16 protein-coding genes are annotated in these 20,264 nt (G+C 39.6%); 6 read left to right on the forward strand and 10 right to left on the reverse strand.

Annotated features, from left to right (window positions below; all coding sequences use genetic code 11):
• Nucleotides 1-4: 4 nt before the first annotated feature.
• Nucleotides 5-2,068, reverse strand: a complete 2,064-nt coding sequence (gene kdpB / locus ACPZ3T_RS00115; RefSeq protein WP_490272974.1) for a potassium-transporting ATPase subunit KdpB — start codon at nt 2,066-2,068, stop codon at nt 5-7.
• Between the two features lie 49 nt (nt 2,069-2,117).
• Entirely contained in the window at nt 2,118-3,797 is a 1,680-nt protein-coding gene (gene kdpA / locus ACPZ3T_RS00120; RefSeq protein WP_490272975.1) for a potassium-transporting ATPase subunit KdpA, read from the reverse strand.
• A gap of 868 nt (nt 3,798-4,665) precedes the next feature.
• Between kdpA and ACPZ3T_RS00125 the strand changes: the two genes are divergently transcribed.
• Both ACPZ3T_RS00125 and ACPZ3T_RS00130 read left to right on the forward strand, forming a co-directional pair.
• Nucleotides 4,666-5,760: a sensor histidine kinase gene (locus ACPZ3T_RS00125; protein ID WP_490272976.1), complete on the forward strand. Its 1,095-nt coding sequence runs from the start codon at nt 4,666-4,668 to the stop codon at nt 5,758-5,760.
• 105 nt (nt 5,761-5,865) lie between these two features.
• The gene (locus ACPZ3T_RS00130) at nt 5,866-6,534 is read left to right on the forward strand and encodes a response regulator transcription factor (RefSeq protein WP_490272977.1); all 669 of its coding nucleotides are present in this window, start codon (nt 5,866-5,868) and stop codon (nt 6,532-6,534) included.
• Between the two features lie 145 nt (nt 6,535-6,679).
• Here ACPZ3T_RS00130 and ACPZ3T_RS00135 read toward each other — a convergent pair whose 3' ends face one another.
• The 4 genes from ACPZ3T_RS00135 to ACPZ3T_RS00150 all read right to left on the reverse strand — a co-directional run bounded on the left by ACPZ3T_RS00135 (nt 6,680) and on the right by ACPZ3T_RS00150 (nt 9,020).
• Complete coding sequence (locus ACPZ3T_RS00135; protein ID WP_490272978.1) at nt 6,680-7,150, reverse strand: PAM68 family protein; 471 nt, start codon at nt 7,148-7,150, stop codon at nt 6,680-6,682.
• 12 nt (nt 7,151-7,162) lie between these two features.
• A complete protein-coding gene (gene rpsO / locus ACPZ3T_RS00140; protein ID WP_103137058.1) occupies nt 7,163-7,432 on the reverse strand; it encodes a 30S ribosomal protein S15 in 270 nt (89 codons plus the stop codon).
• Nucleotides 7,433-7,523: 91 nt separating this feature from the next.
• Nucleotides 7,524-8,369: a cyanophycinase gene (locus ACPZ3T_RS00145; protein ID WP_490272979.1), complete on the reverse strand. Its 846-nt coding sequence runs from the start codon at nt 8,367-8,369 to the stop codon at nt 7,524-7,526.
• Between the two features lie 447 nt (nt 8,370-8,816).
• On the reverse strand, nt 8,817-9,020 hold the full coding sequence (locus ACPZ3T_RS00150; protein ID WP_490272980.1) for a hypothetical protein: 204 nt from the start codon (nt 9,018-9,020) through the stop codon (nt 8,817-8,819).
• 301 nt (nt 9,021-9,321) lie between these two features.
• On the opposite strand from ACPZ3T_RS00150, the gene ACPZ3T_RS00155 reads away from it, so the two are divergent.
• Nucleotides 9,322-11,232, forward strand: a complete 1,911-nt coding sequence (locus tag ACPZ3T_RS00155; protein ID WP_490272981.1) for an ATP-binding protein — start codon at nt 9,322-9,324, stop codon at nt 11,230-11,232.
• A gap of 188 nt (nt 11,233-11,420) precedes the next feature.
• Nucleotides 11,421-12,686: an IS701 family transposase gene (locus tag ACPZ3T_RS00160; protein ID WP_015116159.1), complete on the forward strand. Its 1,266-nt coding sequence runs from the start codon at nt 11,421-11,423 to the stop codon at nt 12,684-12,686.
• 308 nt (nt 12,687-12,994) lie between these two features.
• On the opposite strand, the gene ACPZ3T_RS00165 is transcribed toward ACPZ3T_RS00160, so the two are convergent.
• From ACPZ3T_RS00165 to ACPZ3T_RS00180, 4 genes are all read right to left on the reverse strand, one after another.
• Nucleotides 12,995-14,038: a 3-deoxy-7-phosphoheptulonate synthase gene (locus ACPZ3T_RS00165; RefSeq protein WP_490277415.1), complete on the reverse strand. Its 1,044-nt coding sequence runs from the start codon at nt 14,036-14,038 to the stop codon at nt 12,995-12,997.
• A 322-nt stretch (nt 14,039-14,360) separates the two neighbouring features.
• The gene (locus ACPZ3T_RS00170; RefSeq protein ID WP_490272982.1) at nt 14,361-16,019 is read right to left on the reverse strand and encodes an alpha-amylase family glycosyl hydrolase; all 1,659 of its coding nucleotides are present in this window, start codon (nt 16,017-16,019) and stop codon (nt 14,361-14,363) included.
• A gap of 350 nt (nt 16,020-16,369) precedes the next feature.
• Nucleotides 16,370-17,065, reverse strand: coding sequence for a type 1 glutamine amidotransferase (locus tag ACPZ3T_RS00175; RefSeq protein WP_490272983.1), 696 nt, complete (start codon nt 17,063-17,065; stop codon nt 16,370-16,372).
• 143 nt (nt 17,066-17,208) lie between these two features.
• Nucleotides 17,209-17,586, reverse strand: a complete 378-nt coding sequence (locus ACPZ3T_RS00180) for a DUF1823 family protein (RefSeq protein WP_490272984.1) — start codon at nt 17,584-17,586, stop codon at nt 17,209-17,211.
• Nucleotides 17,587-17,691: 105 nt separating this feature from the next.
• Between ACPZ3T_RS00180 and ACPZ3T_RS00185 the strand changes: the two genes are divergently transcribed.
• Both ACPZ3T_RS00185 and ACPZ3T_RS00190 read left to right on the forward strand, forming a co-directional pair.
• A complete protein-coding gene (locus ACPZ3T_RS00185; protein WP_490272985.1) occupies nt 17,692-17,994 on the forward strand; it encodes an acylphosphatase in 303 nt (100 codons plus the stop codon).
• A gap of 204 nt (nt 17,995-18,198) precedes the next feature.
• Entirely contained in the window at nt 18,199-20,232 is a 2,034-nt protein-coding gene (locus ACPZ3T_RS00190; protein WP_490272986.1) for a cation:proton antiporter domain-containing protein, read from the forward strand.
• Nucleotides 20,233-20,264: the final 32 nt, after the last annotated feature.

The following is a 20,264-nucleotide window of genomic DNA, read 5'->3' on the forward strand; positions in this document are numbered from 1 at the left end:
TAAATTAAGCTAAACCAACAGATGCAATGACAACATCAATAATCTTGATGGCAATAAAAGGTGCAATTACACCACCAAGACCATAAATAAAGATATTACGCTGTAAAAGTTGGTCAGCAGTTAAGGGTTGAAATTTTACGCCAGTTAACGCCAAAGGAATTAAAGCAGGAATAATCAAGGCGTTATAAATTAATGCTGATAAAACGGCAGATTGGGTACTAGCTAAACCCATAATGTTTAAACTACTCACACCAATTCCCGAAAATATGGCGGGGATAATGGCAAAATATTTAGCCACATCGTTAGCAATCGAAAAAGTTGTTAATGCCCCACGAGTAATCAATAATTGTTTACCAATTGTGACGATATCAATTAACTTAGTGGGGTCAGAATCTAAGTCCACCATATTAGCTGCTTCCTTTGCTGCTTGTGTGCCGGAGTTCATTGCTACACCGACATTTGCTTGAGCGAGTGCTGGAGCATCGTTAGTTCCATCACCAGTCATGGCGACTAATTTACCTTGGGCTTGTTCGTTCCTAATTACTTCGATTTTATCTTCTGGTGTGGCTTCGGCAATAAAGTCATCTACTCCTGCTTCTTGAGCAATTACCGAGGCAGTAATGCGGTTATCTCCTGTGAGCATGATGGTTTTAATTCCCATGCGCCGCATTTGGTCAAATCTTTCTTTAATCCCAGTTTTAATAATATCTTTGAGATAAATTACGCCATAGATATCACCATCTTGACACACAGCTAAGGGAGTTCCGCCTAATTTAGAAACTCGCTCGTAAGCTACATCTAACTCCGGGGTAATTTGCCCATTTCTCGAACGCACAAATCCTTTAATAGCATCTACTGCACCTTTACGAATTTCTACCCCGTTAGGTAAGTCAGTGCCACTCATCCGCGTTTTGGCAGAAAATTCAATTCCTGCTGCTTCCTTGGGGTTAAAATTTAATTTTGCTCCTAATTTTTCTGCCAGTTTGATAATAGATTTACCTTCTGGGGTTTCATCAAAAACGCTCGATGCTAAGGCTATTTTGGCTACATCATCTAAAGAATGACCGTTAACAGGAATAAATTCTTCTGCCAAGCGATTTCCTAAAGTAATCGTCCCGGTTTTATCTAATACTAAGGTATTAATATCGCCACAGGCTTCGACAGCACGTCCAGAGGTGGCGATGACGTTAAATTGGGCAACTCTATCCATCCCGGCAATTCCAATTGCACTTAATAATCCGCCGATAGTTGTCGGAATTAGTGCTACTAATAAGGCAATTAAAACGGCAATACTTACAGGTGATTTTACGTAAATTGAGACGGTGGGTAAGGTGGCAATCACCACTAAAAAGACCTGAGTTAAAACTGCTAATAATACCGTCAAGGCGATTTCATTCGGTGTTTTCGTGCGGGCTGCACCTTCTACCAGGGAAATCATGCGGTCGATAAAACCTTGGCCGGGGTCGGAACTCACACGAATAACTAGTTCATCGGAGATGATGCGTGTTCCTCCAGTGACGGAACTCGCCATGTCTGTTCCTGGTTCTTTTAATACTGGTGCTGATTCTCCGGTAATGGCAGATTCATCTACGGAAGCAATTCCCGCAATGACTTCGCCATCGGCGGGGATGATATCACCAGCGATCGCTTTAATTTGGTCGCCACGACGTAAACTAGTAGAACTGACTTCTTGTATTGTGCCATCGGGCAGTAGTTTACGGGCGGTAGTATCAGATTTGGTGGCGCGTAAGGTGTCGGCTTGGGCTTTACCTCTTCCTTCGGCTACGGCTTCGGCGAAGTTGGCAAAGAGGATGGTGCAGAACAATATTATGGTGATTAGACCGTTAAATAGTCGGGGGTTGTTACCGGGGGTGTTACCGAATAGGTTGGGTTCTATTGTAACTAGTGCTGTGATAATTGTGCCTACCCACACTAGGAACATTACGGGGTTTTTTAGGAGATGGCGGGGGTCTAGTTTGATAAATGCTTGTTTGAAGGCTCGGCTGTAGAGTCCGGTGGTTTTGGGTTTGGGTGTATGTTTGCGTTGTTGGCGGGGTTTGGTTTTCATTTTTTTAACGCAGAGGGGCGCGGAGATAAACGCGGAGGGGCGCGGAGTTTTAAGGAGTGAGTGAGAAGGCTTCGGCTATGGGGCCTAGGACTAGTACGGGGAAGAAGGTTAATGCACCGAGAATTAAAATTACGCCGGCGGTGACTGTGGTGAATAGTTTGGTGTCGGTTCTGAGTGTGCCGGTGGTGATGGGGACTGGTTGTTTGCGGGATATACTGTCTGCTAGCAGTAGTAGGGCGATGATGGGGATGTAGCGTCCGGCTAAGATGCTGAGGCTGGTGGTGAGATTCCACCACAGGGTGTTGTCGCCTAGTCCTTCAAAGCCTGAACCGTTGTTGGCGGCGGCGGAGGTGTATTCATAAACTACTTGGGATACACCGTGAAAGCCGGGGTTGCTGATACCGCCGAGGGTGTCGGGAAAGGCAAATACTATTGCCCAAGGAATTAAGATGGCGAAGGGATGGACTAATAAGACGACGCTGGCGAGGATGATTTCTGGTTTCTCGATTTTGCGTCCTAAAAATTCTGGTGTGCGTCCTACCATTAAGCCGGTGAGAAAAACTGCCAAAATTAAGTAGATAAATAGGTAGGCTGTTCCTGTGCCTTGTCCTCCCCAAATAATCTGTAAGAACATATTAAATAAGGTGACGAACCCACCGGGAGGCATTAAGGAATCGTGCATTCCGTTGACTGCGCCGCACATGGTGGCGGTGGTGGTGACTGCCCATAAGACGGTTTGCGCCCAACCAAAACGGACTTCTTTACCTTCTAAGTTGGGTTGTTGTGAACCTAACAGGGCATTAACTTGGGGATTACCTTGATATTCTCCTATGGCGGCGATCGCAATCAAGACCACAAATATCACGAATACCATCCAGTAAATTAACCATGCTTGTTTGCGGTTGTTTGCAAATATGCCGTAGGTGTAAATTAATGCTGTAGGTATGGCCATCATGGCGACAGTCTCTAAGAGGTTAGAGAAACCATTAGGATTTTCTAAGGGATGGGCGGAGTTGATGCCAAAAAAACCGCCGCCATTTTCTCCTAATTCTTTAATAATCTCATAATGAGCGACAGGGCCGCGCGCGATCGCCTGGGTTGCACCTTCTAAAGTATTGGCTGTTGCGACTCCTGCTAAGGTTTCCGGTACACCTGCCGCAATTAATAATAAGCCGCCCACAATCGATAAAGGTAGCAATATCCGTGTAATTGATTTAGTTAAATCAACATAAAAATGTCCTAAAGGTCTACCAGTTAAGCCACGGATAAACGCTATTCCCACGGCTAAACCTGTTGCTGCTGAGGTAAACATCAGAAAACCTAATGCAAACATCTGGCTGGCGTAGCTAAAGGTTGTTTCCCCAGAATAGTGTTGTTGGTCTGTGTTGGTGAGAAAAGATATAGTTGTGTGCAATGCTAAATCCCAACTGGGCATACCCAAACCTGTAGGATTGAGGGGAAGTATCCCTTGCAACATCAAGATGGAAAATACCAAAATTCCCATCATCAAATTGCTATACACTACGGCTGTAGCATATTGTTTTCCCGTCATTTCTTGTTGTAAACGCACACCAATTAAGGCATAAATCAGCCTTTCCACGGGATTGAGTACGGGATCAAGCAGCGTTCTTTCTCCCATATAAACGCGCGCCATATATCTCCCAAACAAGGGAGTGATAACAATGACGATAATTAAGGTCAAAGCTATTTGTATCCATCCTTCCAGCATGAATTTTGCTAACTCCTGACAAGAATATTAGAATTATTTAGCAAACACTCATTAAATGAGTAGTAAATTGGATGTGGTTTCTGTAGTAAAAACTTTAATGCTGGTAATTGAGTTGAACTTAATGTCAAACCCAACAATTCGTCACCACAGTAAATAGTAGGTTCTGCACTCGCTAAGATGATTTGATCATTTCTAACCAGACCTATTAAACAGCATTTAGGTGGAAGCTTGATATGAGTTAAAGACATACCACACCAGCAATTATTTATCTGCACTTTTACACTAATTAAACCTAATGCCATAACAGCATCTTTCCCTGGATAGAGACTGACTCTATTTTTAGTTTTATTAATTTATATGATGAAAGTTTTGTTGAATAAAAACAAGGTATAGAAGATATAAATAGATGTTTATTTAGTGTTTAGTGCGTTTATATATTATCTAAACACTAGAATATTTCGTTATTTAATATCTATACTGTTAAAGTAAAGTTGAAATCTGTAGTGGCGTGGCAAGGCTAAAATAGTGTATTAGATGTAGGTTGGGTTGACGTTAGGAAACCCAACACCGATATCTATTTTGGGTTTCGCTTTGCTCAACCCAACCTACTGGCTAGAATATTTCGTTATTTAGTATCTATACTGTTAAAGTCAACCTGAAATCTGTAGGGTGCGTTAAAGCAACGCGTAACGCACCACGATCATTCGGTGCGTTACGGCTATATATCATTTACTCACACGCCTAAATTCTCACACAGCCGGAACACACCCTACTTAATTTAATAATTATATTGTAGTTAAATAGGAGTCTAAGTTAAAAAGTTAGTATTCTGCTTAGATGTATGCTTGATCAACAGGTTGTTAGATAAATGCTCAATGCCAGACGTAATATAATATCAAATAAAATAGAATACACCAAATTTTTCATAATTTTGGTAATATTTATAGTATTAGGATTTTTAGAATATTCTACTCCTAGCGACTATGTATTTGGATATTTATATAGTGGAGCAATTCTATTAGTAAATTCCTGGTTTGGGGAAAAGGCTACATTGCAAGCAACATTGGCGGCTGTTTTCCTGACTATATTAAATGTGTGGATACCTGGAAACGAAATCATTAAATTTCCTACAGTTGCTAGTCGTTTAATTGCTGTAATGGCGTTAATCGTGACGGGGTTTTTAAGCCAAAGATTACGGCGGACACAAGAGGCGATCGCTCTCACCAAAACCAAGTTAGAATCACAAGAGAAATTAGCAAGATTACGGGAAGATTTTGCTTCTACACTTACCCATGATTTGAAAACACCACTGTTAGGAGCAATTGAAACTATCAAAGCCTTTCAGAAAGAGCAATTTGGCGCAGTTTCACCAACTCAACAGCAAGTATTAGCGACAATGGCGCGTAGCCATGAAACATCTTTGCAACTATTAGAAACTTTATTAGATATCTATCGCAATGATACTGAAGGGTTACAACTCAATTTAGCACCTGTAGATTTAACTTGCTTGGCACAAGAAGTTTTATTAACTTTGACGCAATTAGCAGCTAATCGTCGTGTGCATTTATCGTTAAATTATGGCGATTCCGATTTTCGGCGATCGCTATGGGTAAACGGCGATGCCCTACAATTACAAAGGGTCTTCAGTAACTTGTTAGTGAACGCCATTAACCATTCTCGCCGAGGCGATCGCGTTGAGGTAATCTTAGAAACACAAGCCTCTCATCAAGTCGTGAAAATTTTAGATACAGGTGCAGGGATTTCACCAGAAAACTTTCCCTACTTATTCGAGCAATTTTATCAAGGACATAGCGACAGACAAGCCAAAGGTTCTGGATTAGGACTTTACCTATCTCGCCAAATCATTGAGGCACATGGCGGTATAATCTGGGCAGAGAACAGAACACCAACTGGAGCAATCTTTAGTTTTAAGTTACCCGTTCTCCCAGTGAGTAATGAGTAATGAGTAATGAGTAATAAGTAATGAGTAATAAGTAATGCCTCCCTTGTCTCCCTTGTCTCCCTTGTCCCCTTGTTCCACTCCCTATTCCCTTAACCCCATTCCCTCATGTCTTCTACCACCATCAAAATCCTGTTAGTTGAAGATGATGAATTATTTCGCTTAGGTTTGCGTGTGCGTTTGCAACAAGACAGTTTATTTGAGATTATCGCCGAAGCTGAAGATGGGGAAACAGCAATGGAATTAACCAAACAATATCCTTTGGATGTGGTGCTTTTAGATGTAGGATTACCGGGAATTGGTGGAATTGAAGCCTGTCGCCTCATCAAACAACAAAATCCCCGTTTACCTGTATTAATACTCACATCTCATTCCCAAAAATCTCTCATTGCCAAGTTGATTGAAGCTGGCGCACAAGGCTATTGTTTAAAAGGCATTCCGGCGGATAAATTAATATTAGCATTGCGTTCAGTGGCAACTGGTGCATCTTGGTGGGATGAAACAGCAACTCAAGAAATTCGCTCTTCTTTTGGGGGTAATTCTTTACAGCCTGACTCAAACTTCTCACAAATTGCCAATCCTCTCACCCAGCGCGAACAAGAAATTTTAGAGTTATTAGCACAGGGAAAAACTAATCAGCAAATAGCAGAAATCCTCTACATTACACCAGGAACAGTCAGGGTTCATGTTCATGCTATTTTACATAAATTAGAAGTAGGCGATCGCGCTCAAGCTGTTGCTGTGGCTTTACAAAAACACCTAATTCAACAAGAATAATTTACAAACAAAAACAGCACTCAGTCATTTACTGGTGCTTAGTGGGTTTAGCTGTTACATATAAATTTTTATATAGAAATGTTGAAGTTGTTATATGTAAACTCCAACATTGCTAAAAATTTACTCAAAATTACAACTAGTAATTTTATGCTTTTTTCTGCCGAGTTTCCCGCCAACCTTCTACCATTCGTCCCCAATTGGTTCTAAATTCACCAAAACCTAGTAGACTACCAACTCTATCTTCGTCCCAGGAGGCAGAAAGAACACCATAGGTAATACCTAACACACCTAATCCAAACAATCCCATATTTGCCAGTAATACAGCTATGGGAGCTAGTTTGATATCGGAGTAGGTAGCTAGCAGATAACTGGCTACTAAAACGGCAATACCCGAAGCTGTGGGAATACCACAAAATGCAGCTACTCGCCGAATCATGCGCTGACTAACCACTTGGGGAATAGCCATTTCTTCTTTAGTAAAGGGTGGCTGCTGTTTGTCTTGTTTTTCGGGTTCTTTTGATTTTATTTGGGAATTATTCTTTGCTTTTACAGGTTTTTGGCGTTTTGTTTTTGGTTCAAATGGCAACCGACTGCGTTCAGATTCTTCAGCAGGCATATATCCTAGTTCCTATCCACGAATACCTAAGCGACCAATCAAAGCTTGATATTTTTCCCGGCTATCTTCTTGGACATATGCTAGCAGGCGTTTGCGTTGACCAATAAGTTTTAATAGTCCTCGCCGGGAAGAATGGTCTTTTTTATTTGCTTGAAGATGTTCGCTGAGGCGGTTAATACGTGCTGTCAGCATTGCAATTTGAACATCAGCAGAACCGGTGTCTGTTTCGTGAACTTGGTAGCTAGAGATGATTTCTTGTTTGCGCTGTTGCGTCAGAGCCATGATTAATTGAATGCGATTTTTTCTAAATGTATGCAGCAGTCTATTATCATATCACAGCCATCCAGTTGTGGGGAGTGGGAAAAAATCAAAGTTATGTTGTGGTAGCAAGTGGTACGGACACTGGAGAAGGTCGATCTAAGATAGGTTTACGGGTTTGTAAATCAAATTTGTACCCGTGAGGTAGTATATGTAGTTTTGCTCCACAGATTGCTAATGGCTCATCTTTTAAAATCATATCCACATTGCTATGTGTGGTTTCTGAGTCATCTACTATTGTGACTGAACCTGCACCAACTATTTCTACTTCGTTATCAGTGATGACCATCGCTGTATTTTCGTCTATACCAAAGCCTAATGTTGCTGGTTCTTGCATCAAGGCTGTAATCAAACGTCCTAAGCGTCCACGCTCAGAAAAATGTTGGTCAATGACTACTCCAGGTAAAAAAGCTAACCCTACCCCCATTTCTACTGTTTCTAGACGGGGATTGGTTTCTCCATCACCTTCTACAATCATTTTATCTGGCATGACGGCCGCGCCTGCACTTGTACCCCCCACTACTGCACCTTCAGAAAAGCGTTTGTGAATAGCAGCATCAATTTCTGTGTCTTTGAGAATGCTGATAATCCGGGCTTGATCTCCACCAGTAAAAAATATACCAGTTGCTTTGGCGATCGCTTCTAAGGCAGTTGATGAAGATGCGTCTTCACGGGTTTCGGTATCTATTATCCGCACCTTCTCCGCACCTAATCGCTCAAATACTCTGATGTAATTGTCTCCTACGTCTCTGGGTAGTTCTGTTGCGGCTGTCATAATGACAATATTGGCTTTAATACCGCCAGCACGGCGCACAAACTCCCGTAGTATCTGAGAGTCTCCATCTTTGTCTTCTGCTCCACCAATAATTACCAACTGACGTTGACTTTCACTTGCCGTCATTTTGATATTCCTGATACTAATTAATTCCTGTGTAATTTCAATAAAGCATGACATTTATGAATATAAAATCATTCGCTTGATAGATTAAAAAATTAGATTACTTTTCCAAAATATTCCAAATATCTACCTAATAGCATAGGCAATACTTCACCAATTAAGAGATGATCTTATAGAGAAAATTTCGCTGAGAGTATATCTGACTTTTATTTTCAGTATCCCTACCTATTTTTAACAGATGATTTCCTAGGAAATCATCTGTTAAAAAAGTGACTTATGCCATGTCTGTATGAAGATGCAATCATTAAATTTTTGTGATTGTAGCAAGAGTAATTAATCAATTACGGCTACAGGAATATAGCGCAACTTCACAGATCATTGGTATTACTGACATCAAGATTGTGAAAAAGTATGAAACATTTAAACTTGTTTTTTATCTTGGATAACCAGTTAATGAATCTGGCTTCTATAGATGAGGTTCATTAAGAACAAACGGGCTTGTTCTAGTGGCAGATGTCTGGGTTTCCCTTGGTAGACAATTTGGTATTCATTGGCATCTGGGCCATCTCCATAGCCAGAAATCAGTTTCAAGTGAAAGGCTTCCTCGGCAAGTTGCCTTACTTCATCTCTCAGAGTAGCTTGTGTACTATTCATATTTTCTTATTATGAACTCAAACACTTTTTATTTATACAAAATTTGCATAAAATAAACACCTTTCAAGGGTTATATTTTTTTTAAATCATCAGTATGTTAAGAGAAATCTTAATTTAAAAATTATCAAAAAAATTTAATTATGTCTTATGATGCTTGCAAATGCTTAAATATCAGATTTAATAGAAACTGTTGAGTTCAAAACTAAGGTGATGACAGTCGAAGTGAGTTAGAAATTTAATTTAAAATTAGTAAAAATCAATAGCTGTAATTATCGATGAGATTGCAAGGTAGTTAGCGACAATGATTCAAGAAAAAAGTACCGATTTAGTGCGTATTAACGCCAGAAAAACAGATGTATTTGATATTTTCAATTTTCGGCATTATGTCGGCCCCAATCCTTATTTAGACGTAGGAGCGTTGGTATTTAATTTTACAGTGGTAGCAGGTAAAGAACCCCTACCGATGGAGAAGTATATTGCTAGTGTAAGCGATCGCTATCCCGAATTAGGTAATCAAACTTATGAATCCTATGCCCATCTGTTTGCGGCAACAGCCGCACAAGTCGGTAAACTAGACATGGATTTGTACCTAAATCGCTGGAGTGTCCAACCCAATGACTATGGATTTAAGGTAGCTATTCAATCACTACACGAGCGCACTACTAAAGGTGTTGTTTACCTTGTTTGGGACTGGTTAGAAGCTATTACCCAAGGTGATGAGTTTTTCTGGGATGAACAAATTATCAACCTGCAAGATAGATTTCGGCAATCTCTGTATGGAGGCCCAACAGTTTACGCCTTATTGCGAACAGCTTATGAAAAAAGTATTCCCTCGTTCTACCTCTGGGAAGAAGGACTAATGCAGTATGGCTGGGGGAAAAAACAGATTCGAGGCGTAGCTACAACTTTTAATTGTGATAGTCATTTAGACTCAGAATTTACTACCCGCAAAGATGACTGTAAAGCATTTTTAGAGACTTTAGGCTTTCCAGTCCCTAGGGGGGAAATTGTGCTTTCTTTTAAAGAAGCCAAACAAGTGGCTAGAGAAATTGGCTACCCAGTAGCAGTTAAACCTGTGGTTGGTCATAAAGGCATTGGTGTAACTCCAGATATCAAAGACCTAGATGAATTAGAATCGGCGTATGACCGAGCGTTAGCGGCAATTCCTGAAAATCAACAAATACGAATTATTGTAGAAAAAAGTATCTCTGGTAAAGATTTTCGCTTGTTGTGTGTTAATGGTAAATTTGTTGCTGCCACTGAACGCAATCCAGCATCAGTAGTAGGTGATGGTTACTCTACAATTAGTGAATTAATTCGTCAAGAAAACCGCAAACCAGCACGGTTAGATACACCCACTTCACCGATGAGTAAAATTGTCATTGATGATGAGATGGAATTTTATTTAGACGAACAGGGTTTGTCGTTAAACACTGTGCTTAATTCTGGAGAAAAAGTATATTTGCGGAAAGTAGCTAATCTTTCAGCCGGAGGTGTGAGTATTAATGCTACCCACATTATCCACGATGACAATATTATTTTGGCGCAAGATATAGCCCAATATTTCCGCTTAACTTGCCTCGGTATTGATGTGATTGCAGAAAACTTATCAGAGTCTTGGAAATCTGGTAACTTTGCGATTTTAGAAATCAATGCTGCACCGGGAATTTTTATGCACTTTAACCCAGCAATTGGTGATAGTGTTGATGTCCCTGGTGAGATTTTGGCAACATTTTTTAAGTCTAGTTTAGATGCCAGAATCCCAATTATTACCTTCAATAAAATTTCTGTCGAGGAACTGCAACGGACAATTGATCAGATATTATCACAACATCCCGACTGGACAATTGGATCTGTATGTCGAGGGGGTGTGTTTATTCAGCGATCGCCAAAGGTATTACACAAAGAATACAATAGTAATGTCCAAAGTTTATTACGTCATCCCAAACTAGATTTACTCATTGCTGAGTATCCAGGTGAAATTCTCGAATCAGAAGGGATGTTTTACTACGGGAGCAATTTGGTAGTGCTAGATAACCCCAGCGCAACAGAAATGATGTTGATGCGAGATATATTAGATGGTTCGACTGTGGTTATTAAGAAAGACAATGATATTTCTATTCGTCGCAAAGGCTTAATTGAGGACTACTCTTTGGGAGAAAATGAATCATTTTCGCAGGTTTATTTGAAAGAAATCAGCACTATTTTGTAACTTCATAACGCCCAAATGAGGCAGTAACATTTTATTTTGATTATGTTCAATGCCTCATTTAAGTAGAACGGTGTAAATAATTAAAGGTTTGTAGTAAGGACTTTAGTCCTTATCGGGACTTAAACAAAAATTAAGCCAAAAAAGAGTATAATGCTTAACTAACATAGCTTTCACGTTAGAAAAAGCTCATGAAAGAAACCACTCCCACAGCGATGCCCCCGTGCTTTGAAAGATGGTGTCAAAGATTTGATGATGTGTTTACTCATAAAGCTCAAAAAAGAGAGTTTAGACACTATATAGGGGGATTACTGGGGGAAAGTGAGAGGAAAAACCTGTTTCAAATGGCGGATAATGCTGTAGGTGTAACTTACCACCGATTACATCACTTTTTGACCGAAGCACCTTGGTCTAGTGGGCAGGTGAATGAGCGTCGATTGGAAATCATGAATAAGTGCAGTCAAACGAGAATTAGTAGAGGTTTTAGCTTAATAATTGATGATTCTGGTCATAGAAAAAGTGGTAATTTTACTGCTGGTGTGGGGAGACAGTATATTGGAGAAATTGGCAAAACAGATAATGGAATCGTAGTAGTAACAACGCATTTATATGATGGCAGAAAAAGCTTACCGTTAGATATAGAGTTATATCAACACGCTGATTCTTTAGCTCAAGGAAAACAAGATCCTCTATTTGAGAAAAAACCAGAACTAGCAATCAAGTTAATAGATCAAGCCCTAAACAGAAAATATCAACCTGGGATAGTAATTGTAGATGCTGGATATGGCAACAATACATCATTTTTATTAGAGTTGGAAAAACGGCAATTAAAATATTTAGGAGGATTAGCTAAAAATCGAAAAGTAACAGTTAATCAAACAGATAATATTCAACAAACAATTCGGTTAGATGAATTAGCCCAGAGCTTACCCAAAGAGGCTTTCACAGAAATTCAAACAGATTTGGATAAACCCAAAACATTATGGGTAGTAACTTGTGAAGTGGAAATATCAAGTTTAACTGGAAAGCGAAATATTGCTATCGTCATGAATGCTTCTACTTTCTCAGCAGCCACCGATATTGACTACTTCATCACTAATATATCTTCATCAATTGTTACACCACAATGGATAGTTGATACATATTCTCAAAGGAATTGGGTAGAAGTTTTTTACAGGGAAGCTAAAGGATGGTTAGGACTTAAAGAATATCAAGTTCGTGATAAAAGGAGTTTACTGCGCCATTTTATTTTGGTTTTCTGTGCCTATACTTTTATTCTTTGGCATCAGTTAACTGGAGGATTAAGACGACGGTGGGCAAACAAACCTTTAAATACTTTTACTGAAGCTTTAGAAGCTTTCAGAACAGCCATGTCTTTTCGATTTATTGATTGGTTGAACTTAAATCGTGACGTGTTTGCTGCTTACAAAGCTAGTTTGGGTTACATTTGGGCTTGATTTTTGTCTAAGTCCCGTTATGAGAGAACTAAAGTCCTTACTACGAACTAAATGCAATTTTTTTTACATTACTTTACATAGTTTGGTTTTTTCAAGTCGTTCTACTTACTAGCAAGTAAGTAATACCAATTCTCTATGAAGTTGCGCCAAATAGAATGATGTAGAGACGTTGCATGCAACGTCTCTACTTTAGTTAGTAGTCCAGTAGGGTGTGTTAGGCGTAAGCCGTAACGCACCAAAGGCCTTGGCGTTAGGTACGTTACTAACACATCCTACAAGTCTTGTACTATTTAGTTATGGCCTGACAACTATTTGAGTTTTTCGTAGGCAGCGAGAATAATCTGTTCTGTTTCCTCCCAACCAATACAAGGATCAGTAACCGAAACTCCATACTTAAGTTCTGCTTTTGGACAATTGATTGGCTGATTCCCTTCAGATAAATGTGATTCCAACATCATGCCTACAATGGATGTATTACCATCTAGAATTTGTTGCACGACATTCTCTAAAACAGCCGCTTGTAATTTGTAGTTTTTGTTAGTATTACCATGACTACAATCAATCACAATCCGGGGAGGTAAATTCGCTTTTTTTAATTGTGTTTCTACCTGTTCTACACTTTCAGCATCAAAGTTAGGTTGACTACCACCGCGTAAAATAACGTGACCGTAAGCATTACCTTTAGTTTCAAATACACTCACTTGTCCCTTGGGATTAATTCCCAAAAAATTATGGGGAGTTCTAGCAGAATGTAAGGCATTTAAAGCAACTTGAATATTGCCATCTGTACCATTTTTAAACCCGACAGGCATTGATAACCCGCTAGCCATTTCACGATGGGTTTGAGATTCTGTAGTACGTGCGCCAATTGCTGACCAAGTAATTAATTCACCAATATATTGAGGAATGATTGGGTCTAAAGCTTCTGTAGCACTAGGCAGTCCTAATTCTGAGAGTTCTACTAATAGTTTTCTGGCAATTAGTAGCCCTTTTTCCACATCAAAGGAATCATCCATATCAGGATCATTAATTAATCCCTTCCAGCCTACCGTTGTTCTGGGTTTCTCAAAATAAACCCGCATGATTAACAGTAGCTTATCTTGGACGCGATCGCTTAAATTTTTTAGCCTTTTCGCATACTCCAATGCTGCTGCTGGATCATGAATTGAACAAGGGCCAACTACTATAAATTTACGTCTATCCTGAAAGTCTAATATTTGTTCTATTTCTTTTCTAAATTTCCAAACAGTCTTTTCAGCAGATTTAGTTAAAGGTATTTTAGATTTTACTTCATTAGGCGTTAGGAGAACGTGGTAATTTTCAATATTTGTGTTAGATAATTTCTTGTGCATGGAGAAGTTGTCTTGATAGTTGAGATGAGATTTTCGGGACAATTACTCTACATATTGTAAATGAAACCCAGGATACAGATTCAGTTACTTTTTTTTGCAAGTCAGAAAAATCAGACATAATGGTGGGGGTGTAGGGGTGTAGGGGTGTAGGGGTGTAGGGGTGTAAGGGTGTAGGGGTGTGCGGGAAAACAATGTAAATTATTCTGAATTGCCTCCCCTACATCTAAAGTTTTTCACGAAAAGAGAACAGGAAACGTCTGTTCCCTGTCCCCCGTTCCCTGTTCCCCCAACCCTGTTCCCTTTTATTTACAGGTATATTTTATTACTGCCAAACAAAAACTTTCGCCTCGTAAGCTCCAATATCTGTCATAATTCCATCATCCCCAGCTTCTACATCATAATCTCCTGTCCACTCGTGCCATGTTCCGCCAGAGGGAAAATTGGGAACATGATAACCTGCGAGAAAGTTTTCGGAGAAATTTGCTACTACAACTACACGAGAACCTTCATCATTCCAACGGCTGTAAGCTAATACCTTAGCTTCAGCATTTTCATGGATAAAATCAATATGTTCTGTGTAGAGAGCGTGATTACTTTTACGTAATTGTATTAAGCCTTTGTAGTATTCAAATAAACTACGGTTCAGGTCATTACCGAGAAGTTGCCAATCTAGTTTTGATGCTTCTGGCTGTTTGGGTTTGTATTCACCAAATTCTTCACCCATCCAAATTAAGGGGACACCGACGGCTGTCAATAAAATAGCCGCGCCTAATTTTGCTCTTTTGAAAGCTTCTTCGGCAAAAATATTGCGATCGCCTAACTCGACCATGAGATGATGATGATCATGGTTTGTCAAGTAATTAACTACATTAGTAGTAGCCAAAAAGCCTTGACGTTTGCAGTCAATCACATCTTTGAGGTTTTCTAAATCAAAGCTGTCACCGCAGATATGAGCCTTGATGGTGTGATAAAAGCTATCATGCCAGCAACCATCCATAGGCCCATCAACATTAGTGATACTAGTAGTTTCTGGGATATGTTCTGCAACATTATAAAATGGTTTCGCTCCCGCAGTTTTTTTAGATTCCTGCACAATCCAGTGCATAAAATCATAGTTGGCTATTTGTCGTGCAGCATCGTAACGAATACCATCTACATGATATTCTTGAATCCAAAAACGTACAGTATCACCGATAAATTTTCTGGCTGGATAAGTATCTAAATTTTCATCATAAAATTCATAATTAAATTCCGGCCCCCAGTTATTATCAGGGTCACGGGGTGCATGGTGATACCAATAATCATGATCAATTTGTGTTAATGGACTAGAGGCTTCTGAGTGGTTATAAATCCCATCCATCAAGACACGAATCCCACGATGATGACACTCATCAACTAAATGCTTTAAATCAGCTGTTGAACCATAACTAGATTCCGTCGCCAAAAAATAGCGGGGATTATAACCCCAGCTATAATCACCTGGATATTCTTTCACAGGCATTAACTCAATAGCATTGATGCCTAATTCACACAAATAGTCTAATTTCTCAATGACGTGTTTATATTTACCTCTAGCATAAGCATCATCTTCACCACCAGAAAAATCACTAACGTGTAATTCATAAATTACTAATTCGTGGTCTGCTGGTAAGGGTTGGTCATCATATTGCCACACATAGGTATCAACAATAATTTCCCCATCTTTAATGCGAACAATGCTATTATCCTTGCCGCTTAATTCATCGATATCAGTCGCATAAGGATCTGTAACATCAACCCATTGATCTTCTTCAAAAAACCAAGATTTTGTCTGCACACGAAATTTATATTGATAAGTTCCGTCTTTTAAATCAACATGAGTGCGAAAATAGCCATCATCCCCTTTTTTCATGGGGATATCTTGCCAATTAGAAAAATCACCAATTAAAGCTGCACCTTTGTTATAAGGTGCAAATAACTTAAATTCAATTGATTTTTTCATCGATTTGTTTTCAAATTATGTAACTTAGTAATCATAATTTTCTAATTATTAATCGATTTGCAAATCAACCAGAGGATATAATTAACGGATGAGTTCCTCTATCCCTAGAACGAGATGTGAATATATCAATAGTTTACTTATTAATCTTGTGAGAAAGAATTTTCTGAGAGTCAGATAATCTGCAATTGTCTACTACCATAAGGTTGATATTGGAGTGCGATTTGATAAATCAACATATTTGCATAGAGGGTTGAGGGAATAGCAAAGAAGGAATTTAGGGGTGTACTGAGTTTTTTCAGAAATCAAATAAGAGTTTTATATCTGAAAATTATGGAGGGTGCGCTACCTTCTCACTCACTACAAAAAAGATTATCTAATATTCTATTCATAATCAAATTAATTTTAGGGAAATTTTCTGCTTGAGACAGCATTTCTGCTGGCTGCTGGATATATCTACCCTCTACAATTTCATTACCACAATTGGTAATAATTTGGCTAACACTATCGTGAGTTGATTCTAAGTGAAACTGTAAACATAACACGCGCTGATTATATATAAAAGCCTGATTTTTACAAGCTTCACTAGAAGCTAAATGAGTTGCGCCTGGGGGTAAGTCAAAGGTGTCACCATGCCAATGAAACACTGTAAATTGCTGTGGTAATCCCCCAAATAAAGTTGAGTTTTGGGCTTCTTTAGTTAGTTGAATCGGAAACCAGCCAATTTCTTTATACTCTCCTTGATAAACTTGCGAACCTAAAATATCTGCTATTAACTGCGAACCTAAACAAATACCAATTACTGTTTTGTTAGCTGTAATTGCTTGTTCAATAAAACGCTTCTCTTGTGTTAACCAAGGATATTGATGCTCTTCATAAATATTCATTGGCCCACCCATCACTACTAGCCAATCAATATCTTCTACTAGGGGTAATGATTCATCCGCATAAAATCTAGTAGCGGAAAGTTCATGTTTGTGTTCTAATGCCCATTGCTCAATACTAGCAGGTGTTTCAAAGGAAACGTGCTGCAAGTAATGTATTTTCATGTTCAATTTCCCAATATGAATATAAAATTATACTAAAAATAAGCAGATAAATTTTAAGCAAATAATCGGTAGCAATTTAATTTCAAGATATGAAGCGCATCTTTTGAAATTATGATGATTGACCGAATATTTGCTTTGATCAATTATTTACCTTGATCAATGGTTTGCTGCAAGTGGCTTAACAACCAATTAGCAGCAGTAGCTCTCCGTGTTTCCCGTGGTGTAAAAGTACCAATTTTGTAACCTTTAAAACCTAGTTTCTCTTTGGTGATTTGTTTGTATTGCTGAGGAATGGAACGGGTTAACTTCATAGTGGCTGGGCGACTATCCAAAAAATTTGGTGGTTCTGGGTATTCATCTCGCCATTCTGCTGCAACCTGTGTATTGTCCCAATTTCCCGTTGTGGAGTCGTGGCGATAGCCTAGGTAGTACCATACTAATTGCATGACTGTAGCGTCATCAATTTGATCGTTGAGAATACCCCAGATTGTATCTGTATTGAGTGGTGGTAGTTCAGACATAAGGTGTGCAGAGTTGAAAATTTTAAATTAGCAGTTTTAATTAAAAATATCAGTTCTACATTCACAAACAATGTAAACTGGTAATTGTAAAGTATAAATTTGTCAATGCCAAATCCTGCACCACAATCAAAACTTATTCGCGCTCATGTCTTGATTTCTGGTACAGTCCAAGGGGTAGGTTATCGCTACGCTACCGTAGATACTGCTAGCCAGTTGGGTTTAACTGGTTGGGTGCAAAATCTTCCTGATGGCAGGGTGGAGGCAGTGTTTGAAGGCGCGCCTGAGATTGTGGAGGAGATGATTCACTGGTGTCATGCTGGCCCGCCTGCGGCTATAGTACAGGATGTTGCTGTGAAGTACGAACACCCGGAAGGCTTGCGGGGGTTTGAGGTGAAGCGAGTTATCTAGCAAATTGATTGATAATAGTGAGATAGCAGAAAATTAACTGTCTACGCTTTTTCTAAAAATTGTCAATATATCCAGAAAGGGGTTAATTGATCATAATTTGCTCATTTGATCGCTATAAAGCTGACTTTAATGGTGATGCGATCGCTCATTGAAGATGGTACTAATATTTGAGTCAATTTCACTCACTATCAGTTTCCCAGCACTATGCAATTAATTCTTGGGCAGGGTATGACTCATGCTGTAATGGCTTCAGTTCTCTCAACACCAATTAAAGATCCAGTCCCGGTATTTCTGATGATTTTGGGGATAATGTTAATTGCCCCCTTATTATTTGAGAAAATCCGCTTACCTGGGATTGTCGGTTTAATTTTAGCAGGGGTACTAGTCGGCCCTAACGGACTAGGCCTTTTGGCACGGGATCAAACTATTGTCTTGCTGGGTACTGTGGGTTTGTTGTTTCTGATGTTCATGGCAGGGTTAGAAACAAGCTTAGATGACCTGAAATACAATGCTGATAAGGCGGTAATTTTTGGGGTTGCTACTTTTCTTGTACCGATGGGATTAGGAACAGCCGCCATGATGGGTATTGGCTACGATTTATTACCTGCAATTTTGGTGGCTTCTTGTTTTGCTTCCCATACTCTACTCGCCTTACCCATCGCCAGTAAATTGGGAATCATGCGTTCTCAAGTTTTAACTACTACCCTTGGTGGTACATTAATTACCAATATTTTGGCATTGTTAGTATTAGCGGTAGTAGTCAGAGCGCATCAAGGTAATTTAACCCTAAGTTTTTGGTTGTTTCTGATTCCGGCTTTAATAATTTACACCTTTTTAACTTTATGGGGTGTACCTCGCATCGGGCAATGGTTTTTCCAAAGATTTGGCCATGATGAAGGGGCAGAATTTACCTTTGTTTTGGCGACGCTGTTTGTGGTGTCCTTCGGGGCGGAATTAGTGGAAATTGAGCCGATTATTGGGGCTTTTTTGGCAGGGGTGGCAATTACCCAACTGATTCCTCAACTTAGCCCGTTAATGAATCGGATTCAATTTATTGGGAATACCTTGTTTGTCCCCTTCTTCTTGATTTCTGTAGGGATGTTAGTTAATCCTGGGATTTTAATCCAAGAACCGCGATCGCTGTTAGTATCTGGTGTGATGGTAACTGCGGCCATTGTCGCTAAGTATATACCAGCTTGGGGTGTGGGTAAGTTATTTGGCATGGATGGGGATAATATTATGGTGATGTTTGGGCTATCGGTAGCTCAAGCGGCATCAACTTTGGCAGCTATTACTGTGGCTTATAATATCAAGCTAGTTGACCAACTCACAGTTAATGGCACAATTGCCATGATTTTAGTTACCTGTGTAGCTTCTCCTTGGGTAACAAATCAATGGGGACAGAAACTCAAACCAGAAACTACAACTACTACAAAACTTGAGAATGATCATATAGGCGATCGCATTTTAGTACCAGTCGCTAACCCCAGTACAGAAGATAATCTCCTCAAATTAGCCATCCTTCTCGCTAAATCAGCCAATGGAACTCTCTTACCACTCCACATTTTACGAGAAGAAAATAGCCCGATTTCCCCAGAAGCAAAAGCTAGACAAACCCAACTCTTATCCACGGCGGAAATGATTGCCCATGCGGCAGTGGCTAATGTTACTCCCATTGCTAGAATTGACGAATCAATTGATAAAGGAATTGCGCGTGTTGCCCAAGAACAACAGGCTAGCGCGATTATCTGCGGTTGGAAAGGTTACTCGACTTATCAAGAAAACTTGTTTGGTAGTGTGATAGATCGAATTGTGCAGCGTAGCAGCGTTCCGGTGTTGGTATCTCGTTTTCCTTTACCCATTGAACACACCAAGCGAGTATTTTTAGCTTTCACCACCGAACAGACTCGTGAACCTTGCTTTCCACAAAGCATTGAATTAGCCAAAAGTTTAGCCACAGAACTCAAAGCCTCTCTACAATTGCTGCAAGTTGTCTCAGTCAAAGTAACAACAGGCGAGTTCACTGATTTAGAACTACCACCAGACACACCCATTCAACAAGTGCGGGGTAATTTTGTCAGACAAGTTTCCAGATTACTCAAAACTAATGATTTATTGCTGTTGAATGGTGGAGTCAAAGCCAAAGCCCCAATTAGAGCCTACTTTGGCAAAGCACCGGAAGCAATTGCCCACAATCACCCGGAAATTGCTGTAATTATTGCCTACTTTCACCCATAAAATAAACTTTAGGGATGTAAGGGAACACCATT

Source organism: Aliinostoc maniaoense, from assembly GCF_058172895.1.